At 64.8% G+C, this 9,373-nt stretch carries 11 protein-coding genes, 1 tRNA gene and 1 pseudogene; 10 read left to right on the forward strand and 3 right to left on the reverse strand.

The features are described from left to right. The 4 genes and pseudogenes from QOI01_RS22760 to QOI01_RS22775 form a co-directional block, all read left to right on the forward strand. Positions 1–712, forward strand: a 712-nt coding sequence (locus QOI01_RS22760) for a DUF899 domain-containing protein (RefSeq protein WP_526384957.1), incomplete at its 5' end; no start/stop codon positions are given. 59 nt (positions 713–771) lie between these two features. Further along, positions 772–842: transfer RNA gene (locus QOI01_RS22765), tRNA-Cys, on the forward strand. A gap of 858 nt (positions 843–1,700) precedes the next feature. Continuing rightward, positions 1,701–1,898: an excalibur calcium-binding domain-containing protein gene (locus tag QOI01_RS22770; RefSeq protein ID WP_526384959.1), complete on the forward strand. Its 198-nt coding sequence runs from the start codon at positions 1,701–1,703 to the stop codon at positions 1,896–1,898. 107 nt (positions 1,899–2,005) lie between these two features. Beyond that, positions 2,006–2,865: pseudogene (locus QOI01_RS22775) on the forward strand (acyl-CoA thioesterase). On the opposite strand, the gene QOI01_RS22780 reads toward QOI01_RS22775, so the two are convergent. Together QOI01_RS22780 and QOI01_RS22785 are read right to left on the reverse strand one after the other, a co-directional pair. Beyond that, positions 2,862–3,446: a UbiX family flavin prenyltransferase gene (locus tag QOI01_RS22780; RefSeq protein ID WP_526384961.1), complete on the reverse strand. Its 585-nt coding sequence runs from the start codon at positions 3,444–3,446 to the stop codon at positions 2,862–2,864. The pseudogene QOI01_RS22775 and the gene QOI01_RS22780 overlap by 4 nt on opposite strands. Beyond that, on the reverse strand, positions 3,443–3,976 hold the full coding sequence (locus tag QOI01_RS22785; RefSeq protein ID WP_526384963.1) for a TIGR02444 family protein: 534 nt from the start codon (positions 3,974–3,976) through the stop codon (positions 3,443–3,445). The genes QOI01_RS22780 and QOI01_RS22785 overlap by 4 nt, the downstream gene beginning before the upstream one ends. Before the next feature lie 87 nt (positions 3,977–4,063). Between QOI01_RS22785 and QOI01_RS22790 the strand changes: the two genes are divergently transcribed. The 5 genes from QOI01_RS22790 (at position 4,064) to QOI01_RS22810 (ending at position 8,361) form a co-directional block, all read left to right on the forward strand. After that, entirely contained in the window at positions 4,064–4,303 is a 240-nt protein-coding gene (locus tag QOI01_RS22790; protein ID WP_526384965.1) for a hypothetical protein, read from the forward strand. A 26-nt stretch (positions 4,304–4,329) separates the two neighbouring features. Next, complete coding sequence (locus tag QOI01_RS22795; protein ID WP_526384967.1) at positions 4,330–5,526, forward strand: UbiD family decarboxylase; 1,197 nt, start codon at positions 4,330–4,332, stop codon at positions 5,524–5,526. Positions 5,527–5,543: 17 nt separating this feature from the next. Continuing rightward, positions 5,544–5,966 (forward strand): SRPBCC family protein, encoded by a 423-nt coding sequence (locus QOI01_RS22800; protein WP_526384969.1) that lies wholly within the window; start codon positions 5,544–5,546, stop codon positions 5,964–5,966. Between the two features lie 46 nt (positions 5,967–6,012). Continuing rightward, on the forward strand, positions 6,013–7,644 hold the full coding sequence (locus QOI01_RS22805; protein ID WP_526384971.1) for a UbiD family decarboxylase domain-containing protein: 1,632 nt from the start codon (positions 6,013–6,015) through the stop codon (positions 7,642–7,644). 273 nt (positions 7,645–7,917) lie between these two features. After that, positions 7,918–8,361: a universal stress protein gene (locus QOI01_RS22810; protein ID WP_526384973.1), complete on the forward strand. Its 444-nt coding sequence runs from the start codon at positions 7,918–7,920 to the stop codon at positions 8,359–8,361. Between the two features lie 106 nt (positions 8,362–8,467). Here the strand turns inward: QOI01_RS22810 and QOI01_RS22815 are convergent, their stop codons facing one another. Then, positions 8,468–9,145, reverse strand: a complete 678-nt coding sequence (locus QOI01_RS22815; RefSeq protein ID WP_526384975.1) for an MBL fold metallo-hydrolase — start codon at positions 9,143–9,145, stop codon at positions 8,468–8,470. 99 nt (positions 9,146–9,244) lie between these two features. Here QOI01_RS22815 and QOI01_RS22820 point away from each other — a divergent pair. After that, positions 9,245–9,373, forward strand: a 129-nt coding sequence (locus tag QOI01_RS22820) for a hypothetical protein (RefSeq protein ID WP_526384977.1), incomplete at its 3' end; no start/stop codon positions are given.

Raw genomic sequence — 9,373 nt, forward strand, 5'->3', positions numbered from 1 at the left:
CGAGTGGCTGGCCGCACGTCGACGATTGTTGGTCCGTGAGCGAGAAGTGACGCACCTGCGCGATGCCGTCAACGCCGAGCGACGGCGTATGCCAATGGTCAAGGTGGACAAGGACTACGTCTTCGAAGGGCCCACCGGGGAACTGCGCCTGGCCGACATGTTCGAGGGCCGTCCCCAGCTCTACGTCCACCACTTCATGTGGATCGACGCGAAGGACGAGGGCTGCCCGAGTTGCACCGCCGCCGCCGATCTATCGTTCACCGCGGATGACCGCGCCATGCTCGAGACGAGGGGCTTGACGCTCGCGTGCGTGTCGCGCGCGCCGTACCCGAGCATCGCCCGGTATCGCGACCAGCATGGCTGGACGTTCCCGTGGTACTCGTCGCGCGACAACGACTTCACCTACGACTTCCACGTGACGCTCGATCCTGCCCATGCGCCAGTCGAATACAACTACAAGTCGCTCGACGAGCTTCACGCGGACGGCTGGTCCGATGACGAGCTGCACGGCGACATGCCGGGTGCCAGCGTCTTCCTCCGTCGCGGCGACGACGTGTTCCACACCTACTCCGCGTACGCGCGCGGGCTCGATCACACGGCAGTCGGATATCCGTTCCTTGATCTGACTCCGTACGGCCGCCAGGAGCAGTGGGAGGACTCCCCAGCGGATTGGCCCCGCGGAGGTCTGGCCGCCGGCGTGCCGCTGACATAGCGATCACGCCGATCCAAAGGGTGGAGGATTGCCTGCGCCACTGGCATGTTCGTCGTAACGCGGGTGTGGCTGAGTGGCTAGGCACCGGCCTGCAAAGCCGTTTACACGGGTTCGAATCCCGTCATCCGCTCAAATTGCAACATTGTTCCGACGCTGGTGAAAGACATGAGCGAGTGGGATTCGACACCTAATCACCTGCTAGGAACCGGCTTGGGCCAGCTGACGGCCTAGCCGCTCAGCCCTTCGGTGTGATCGGGTAGCGCATACAGCTTTTTGCGCGAAAGGGATACATCATGAGGCTTGGTTTGTTCCCGTGCCGAGTTAGTGAGCCGTTCGCATTCGGCGATGAAGCGTTCCGCCTCGGCTAACTCATCCTGGCTTGAGTCCGTTCAGCGGAATCCCGCAGGTGTGCTGGCAGTCGTTAACGGGGTGGCTACGGACGTGAGGGGTGCCGTCGGCGGCGTCGTAGTGGTAGCCGTCGCCTCGGGAGCCGATCTAACGGTGTCCGTTCCGGTTTGCTCGTTAGCGAAGGCAACGGCCACCGCTCCCATGGCCACGACGGCGCTGGCGCTGATCACCGCCAATAGCAACTTGACACTCTTATGCTGGTCCACTTTGACCACTCCATTCGGCCCAGGCTCGTCCGCCACCCTGGCGAATCGCCCCTTTGAGGGTGAAGGTGCACAGTTCATACATCTCTTCCTCCGAGAAGGAGGTGAAATTTTACGCCTCTTGCCCCTAAGAGGACCAGAGACTCTTGCCCCTAGAGGACCAGAGACTTCCTGTGTGAAATACCTGACCGGGCAGGTCGGTCATTGCGATTTCCTTTGGGTTGTCGCTGTTCATGCGCCCGGTTGCCCACCCCGAAGGATTAATTAACGCTTTCGATAAATAATTGCTACGCTCCTTTCGATCTTGACCGCGCCCGCCCTGCAATCCCGGCCGGGGCGTGGGGAGATCAGTTCAAACGTCACTCAGGGGTGGATCCATGTTCGTTCATTTTTTGATTGCTGCTGCGGCAATTGCGGCAGTTGGCATTGGGATTGCTCCAGCAACATCAGCAACCGGCACGTACCGCAACTGCACGCAGGCGCACCACGACGGCCGCTGGGACATTCCGCAGGGCGATCCGGATTACTGGTCGGGCGGCGACCGCGATGGTGACGGCATCGCCTGCGAGTCCTGACGTGTTCGGGATACCTGGCCCAAAGGGACGGAGGCCGGAGATCGTTCGACCCTCCGTGACGGACCGACGCGATCAGTCGTGTCGCGCTCGCTGCGGCATGATGCCGGCTGACATTCCGATCGCCGTCGCTGGCCGACGTCGTCGCCACGTTGCAAGTCGTTCAGATCGCCGACGACCGCTTCGAGGCCACCCAGCTCGACAATCCCGCCCATCACATCGTCGGCGGTCACCTCGCGGGCAGGCGCTCATGGCCGCGAGCCGGACGACCCCGGGCCGCACGCCACACAGTGTGCACGTCTACTACCTCCGCGCGGGTGATGCTCGGCGGCCGGTGGAGTTCCAGGTCGTCCGGTCCCGCAACGGCGGGACGTTGTCCACCAGGCACAACACGGCGCCGCAGGACGGTGAAGTGCTGCTGGAGGCGCTTGCATCGTTCAGCACACCGGTCGACGGGCTCGACTATCACGCCCCCATGGCCGATGTCCCCGATCCCGAGTCGCTTCCCACCGTCCAGGAGCAACTCGCCCCGTACGCCGACGAGGACCGCGGCCTTTGGGTCCGTCCGCAGCCCTTCGAGCTGCGCTACGTCGACCCGCCACCCCGGCTGGCACTGGACTGCCCCGAACCGTCACCACGGATCCGGATGTGGTGGCGCCCGACCGAAACCGTGCCTGCCGACGAGGTCTTGCACAGCTGCCTGCTGACCTACCTGTCGGGCACCACGATGCTGGAGACCGCGATCACCATGCGGCGCGCCACCCCGTTGTCGACGTTCTCCGCGCTTATCGACCACGCCCTCTGGTTTCACCGCCCGGTCGATCTGTCGGACTGGGTGTTGTCGGATCAGTTCTCGCCCAGTGCAATCGGCGGCCGTGGGCTGGCGACCGCCACCACGTACAAACGCGCGGGCCAGGTGGTTTGCATCGCCACCCAGGAGTTGTACTTCGGCAGGACGCGGGCCGACTAGGTCGCGTCGGGAACGACGGACGTGCCGTCCCAGCGTTTGATGCCGGGAACCACGACGTCGAGTAACTCGAGGGCCCGTGACACGGTCTGGTCGACGACGTCGTCGACCGAGCGCGGCAGCGCGTAGAACGCCGGAACTGGCGGCATGTTGATCGCACCGTTGGTCGTCGCTCTGGCCATCAGGTCGATGTGCCCGGCGTGAAGGGGAGTCTCACGCACGAGGAGCACGACTCTGCGTCGCTCCTTGAGGCACACGTCCGCCGCGCGCACCACCAGTTCGTCGTTGTAGGAGTTCGCGATTCCGCTGAGGGTCTTCACAGAGCACGGAGCGACGAGCATTCCCATGGTGACGAAGGAGCCCGACGACACCGCTGCGCCGACGTCGCGGGGGTGATGGTGGTGGTCGGCGAGTTCGCGTACCCCGTCGGACCGGTACGACGTCTCGTGGGCGATGGTCCGCTGTGCCGATGGCGTGATGATCACGTGGGACTCGACGTCGTCGACCATCTGCAGCAGCTCGAGGGCCCGGATGCCGTAGATGGCTCCCGACGCCCCGGTGATCGCGATGATGATGCGCTTCACGTACCCATCCCTTCACCGGATCGCGCTGCGGCCGAAGCGATCACCGCGATGGCATTGCGTTCCTCGTCCGTTGGTTCGTGGGAGGCACTGTGTCGCAGGACGACATGCATTGCCGCAGTCGCACGTTCGTCGGCGCCCCCAGGCGCCGCGGGGGCTTCGAGATGGTGCGCGACGTCGGCCAGCTCGTCGAGTTCGATCATCTCGGCGTCGAGTTCAACGGCCTTGATCCGGTTCCGCAGCGCGACGGTCGCCGCGTTCGGCGCCGGTGGCGGCCCGTCCTTGAGTAGCGTCCGCACTGCGCGGAGTGGGCCGACCACGTCGCGTCGCCACTGGCCGGTGCGTGCCACGGCCGCCGCCAACTCGTCATCGGTGAACGCGGATCGCTCGACGGCGCCGACGTAGGTCGCCAGAAGGAGCACGTTGACGTCCACTCCGTAGCGGTCCTGCAGCAGCACGGATGCCGTCGCGACCCCGTCCCGTCCGTAAACGTCCACGGCGAACCGTTGAAACTCTCCTCGAGGCTCAATCATCGAACTCCGCACGCCATGGGGGTCACTAGCCACGGGGGATGTGGCACGATCAATCTTGATTTGCTGACCACCTTCACGCAGGAAAGTATGGGGCATCCCACTGTGCCGTTCCAAGATTTCCGCGAGTTCCTCGATGCATTGCGCTCCCACGGTGAACTAATCGACGTGGACCGCCCCGTGGCCCTCGAACTCGAGGTAGCCAAGGCGATGCGCAAGAGCGCCTCGGTCAGCGGCCCAGCCATCGTGTTCAAGAACAACGGAACCGACTTCCCGTTGGTCGGCGGGCTGTACAACTCGCGCTGTACAACTCGCGGGCGAAGGCGTTGATCGCCCACGGCTGCGACGAGGGAAACGTGGTGCAGCACATCCTCAGTGGTTTGGAGCAGAGGATCCCTCCCGTGCTCGTCGATGCCGCACCAGTGCACGAGAACGTCATTCTGGGCGACGACATCGACCTGTCCAAGCTGCCGGTCGCGAAGTACAGCCCGGACGACGGTGGGCCGTACATCACCCCGGGCATCGTGGTGAGCCGCGACCCGGAAACCGGTGTTCCCGACATCGGCCACTACCGGTTCGAGGTCATCGACGAGCACACCCTGTCATTCCTGGCGATGCCCAACCACAGGTTCGGGAAGAACCTGGCCAAGGCCGTTGCGCTGGGCCGCCAGACGTTCCAGGCGGCCCTGGTGATCGGGGTGGATCCGATGCTTGCCTACACCGGTCCCATCCAGGTTCCCGACGACACCGACGACTTCGAGGTCGCAGGCGGGTTGCGAGGGGCTCCGGTCGAACTGGTCAAGGGCCGCACCGTCGATCTCGAGGTGCCTGCCCACGCCGAGTTCGTCATCGAGTTCGAGGTCGACTTCGCCAAGACCGTCTTCGAAGGGCCCCTCGGCGAGTACACCGGCTACTACACGCCGGGTTCGATGAAACCGACCGCGCGCCCGCTGGCGCTCACCCACCGCAACGAACCGTACTTTCAGGCCTTGCTGACGGGGAAACCGACCACCGAGGACCACGTGCTCAAGCAGCTGGCGTTCGAAGCGTCCTTCCTGAAGTCGATGCGCAGCACGTTCCCGACGATCGAGCGGGTGGCCATTCCCCCCTCCGGCGGGGTGAACTTCCGGGTCGTGATGGCGATGCGGCCACGTTTCACCGGCGAGGCCCGCAACGCCATCCTCGCTGCGATGGGTTCTAACGTGCGGCCCAAGACGGTGATCGCCGTCGACCCCGACATCGACGTGCAGAGCTCCGAAGAGGTCGAGTGGGCCTTGGCCTTTCGATCGCAGCCGGCCCGAGACGTCATCATCGTCGACGGCCTTCCTGGCGGCCCCCTGGATCCGACGCTCGACGAGTCACTGCCACCGGATCGCCGCACCGGCTCGGCGCTCGGCATCGACGCGACGTATCCGTACGGCACCGTGGTCAAGGTCGCCGGTGAGGCGTGTGGGCCCGCGCAGGCCGACCACGGCAAGGAGTTCGTGGAGGTGGCCGACGTGCCCCGTTGGTGTGAATACGACTTCCCGGAGCTGGGCAAGTCAGCTTCCTGAGACAGGAGAACGTGCCCATGGCCGAGATCAGCCACCAGATCAACATTTCCGGCACACCCGAGCAGGTCTTCGCGGCGTTGAGCACCTTGGCCGGCGTCAAGGCCTGGCACACGCCCGCGGCCGAGGGGACCGGCGAGGTCGGTAGCGAATGGGTCTTCGGCTTCGCCGACCACCCCGAATTCGGTTGGGAGATCGTCGAATCGGACAGTCCGGGCAGAGTCGGGTGGCGATGCACCCGTGGGCCGGGTGACTCGGTGGGCACCACGGCGGCCTTCACGATCGCCCCCGCGGACGACGGTCGGGCTCAGCTCGAGCTGTCCCACGCAGGCTGGCCGGGGACCCACGGCAACTTTCGCAAGTGCAACACCACGTGGGGGGTGCTCCTGCATCACCTGCGTGACTACGTCGAGACCGGCGACGCCGCACCGGCATTCGAGTGATCGGCGTGATTGGAATGATCGGCGTTATTGGATTAAGAGGAAAGTCATGTCACAGCAGAGCCTGAGCGACTTCGTCGTCGACATGGAGAAGGCGGGCCTGCTCGTCCGCATCACCGACGAGAAGCGGGTCGACGAACTGCCCGCGGTCATGGAGGCCAATCCGTTGACCGCGGTGCTGGTGGAGAAGGTCACCGACTGCGAATTCCAGTTCCTGGCCAACGCGTATTCGAACCAGGATCAGACCGCGTGGGCGCTCGGCTGCGAGAAGAGTGAGACCGGTCGTCGGATGGTCGAGCTCGGCAAGGGTCGGATCAAGCCCGTGATCGTCGACACCGCGCCGTGCAAGGAGGTCATCCTCACCGGCGACGACGTCGACCTGACCCGGCTGCCGCTCTTCCTCCATCACGACCGCGACGGCCACGCCTACACCAACGACAACCTGGTGGTGTCCAAGCACCCGGACACCGGCGTCTACGACTGGGGCATCTACCGCAGCATGTTCCGGACGAAGAACGAGAAGAACTTCGACATGACGTGCACGTCGCACCGTGCGCGGTTGAACGCCCAGGCAGCACAGGCCAAGGGACACAACCTCGAACTCGCGATCGTGCTCGGCGGACCACTGGTGGACAAGGTGGCCGCGCTGACCGGGGTGCCGCCGGGCACCGACGACTTCGAGGTCCTCGGCAATTTCTACGGTCACCCCGCGAAGCTGGTGAAGTGCGAGACCATCGACCTCTTGGTACCGGCGAATGCCGAGATCGTGCTCGAATGCGAGCTGATGGCGACCGAGGGACTCACCCACGACGAGGGGCCGTACGGGGAGTTCACCGGGATGTACGGCGGCGGTATCAAGGCCAACTATCGTGCGGTGGTAAAGGCGATGACGTTCCGCAAGGGCGGCATCTTCCAGCACGCCACGATCGGCGGCAAGCACCCCTGGTACACCGACAACATGCTGCAGCTGCCGATGATCGAATCCGACCTCTACGGCGGGCTCGCGATGGCCGGAATCGACGTGAAGGAGGTCCGCGCACCACTGGGCGGGCTCTCCAACATCGCCTACGCGAAGATCAACACGAGGGGTGCGGGGGACTCGAAGCAGGCGCTCGGCGTCATGCTGACCTGCTCGAAGCAGGGGCTCCCGAAGATCGCCATGGTCTTCGACGAGGACGTCGACATCTGGGACGACAACGCGGTGCAGTTCGCGATGGCGTTTCGATACATGCCGCACCTGGACACGGTGACCATACCGAACGGCAACACGATGACGGTCGACCCCATGATCGCCGACGACGCGGCACCTGGGACCGCATCGAAGATCGGCTTGGACTGCACCATCCCGATCAGTCCCAAGTTCGTCCGCTCGCACTTCGACCGCAGCACGGTGTTCGAGCTCGGTGATCCGCCGCCGGACGTCGTCGCGATGTCGGAGGAGGAGCTGACGGCAGACATGGCTGCGCTCATCCGCGAGGCTCCGCGAACCTGGAAGGAGATCCTTCAGCACTACAACGGGCAGCCGTATCGCACCGTCTACGGGGCGTTCGGCAATCTCCGGCACCAATTGGGTCGCTGCGACGACGAACCGTGGTACCGCTACACGTTCTCCGACACCGACTTTGCGGTGAGTGCGCAGGAAGGCCCGCCGTCAAACTTCGACCCGCGCCATCGGGAATGAACCGCTTCACCCGCGAAACGTTCTGCGGAGGAACGTGTTCAACGTCATCGACGTCGTCATCGATGACATGGATCACCCTTGGTCGCCCGGTGCGAGTCCGAGCGCCCTGAGCGAACCGGGTTCCCTTGCTCACCAACGGTGCAGTCGTGGGTCTTGCTGCAGCTACGATCGGCACCTGCTAGCACGGGCGCCATCCGAGCGAATCGCCCCATGTTCGTCGAACTACGGGTTACTGTCTCGGATGGCTTTGCAATCGACACTGGGAGGGCATGAATGGGCGCCTATCAGACCGTTTTGGTCGGCACTGACGGTTCGGATTCGTCGCTGCGCGCGGTGGATCGGGCCGCGCAGATCGCCGGAGGGGCGGGCGCAAAGCTGATCGTGGCGACGGCGTACTTCCCCCAGAGCGAGGATGCCCGCGCCGCCGACGTTCTCAAGGACGAGGGCTACAAGTTGTCGGGCAACGCACCGATCTACGCGATCCTTCGCGAGGCCAAGGAACGTGCTCACACCGCCGGAGCCAAGGACGTCGAGGAGAAGGCCGTCGTCGGCGCTCCGGTCGACGCGTTGGTCGATCTGGCGGAGGAGATCAAGGCGGACCTTCTCGTGGTCGGCAACGTGGGTCTGAGCACGATCGCAGGCCGGCTTCTCGGATCCGTACCCGCCAACGTCGCACGTCGCTCCAAGTCCGACGTCCTGATCGTTCACACGTCCTGACGCCAGGGGCGTGACCCAACCTTCGTCGCAATCGAAGTGTCGAGCGTGCGGCCAGGGCGGAAAATCAGGTGGAATCCCGCCGTGGTAGCGCGTTGGGCGGTCGTCGTCACCAACCGCGTTCGCGCCACTCCTCGAGGTGCGGCCGCTCGGCGCCGAGCGTGGTGTCGTCACCATGCCCCGGATAGACGACCGTGGTGTCCGGATAGACCTCGAAGACGCGACTGGTCACGTCGCCGAGCAGTCGCTCGAAGTCCCCGTCCTTCCACGTCTTGCCGACGCCGCCCGGGAAGAGGCAATCCCCAGTGAACAGCTGAACGGCTTCGCCTGCGGCGGGACCGCTCAGGGCGAGGGCGACCGAGCCCTCGGTGTGCCCCTGAAGGTGGATCACGTCGAAGATCAGCTCGCCGACGCCGATGGTGTCTCCGTGGGCCAGGATGCGGTCCGGCGTGACGGGCAGCGGGTCGGCGTCGAGTCGATGGGCAGCCGTCGGCGCTCCGGTTGCCTTCGCCACCTCCTCGAGCGCCAGCCAGTGGTCTTGGTGCTGATGGCTGGTGACGATGAGCGACAGCGTCGGCGCATACTGTTCGACCAGGTCGAGCAGTATCGAGGCGTCGTTCGCGGCGTCGATGAGTAGGGACTCGCCAGTCTGGGAACAGGTGATCAGGTAGGCGTTGTTGTCCATGGAGCCGACGGACGCCTTGACGATCGTGGCCCCGGGCAGGGTGCGCCGTGCTGCAGTTCCCGATTCGAGATGGCCGGTGTAGTTGTCGTCGACGACTGTCATGTCTGCCACGGTAGCGGGCTTGTCGGGGGGTGGACATACCATGGGCGCGGACTGCCTTCTGCGGGCTCGCAAGCGGGATGGAATTGGAAGAGGAATCAGTTGGCTGACCGCCTGATCGTCAAGGGTGCACGCGAGCACAACCTGCGGGGCGTAGACCTGGATCTGCCCCGCGACTCGCTCATCGTCTTCACCGGACTCTCCGGTTCCGGTAAGTCGTCGCTGGCGTTC

This window comes from Mycobacterium sp. (assembly GCF_032162605.1).
Taxonomy (GTDB): Bacteria; Actinomycetota; Actinomycetes; order Mycobacteriales; family Mycobacteriaceae; genus Mycobacterium.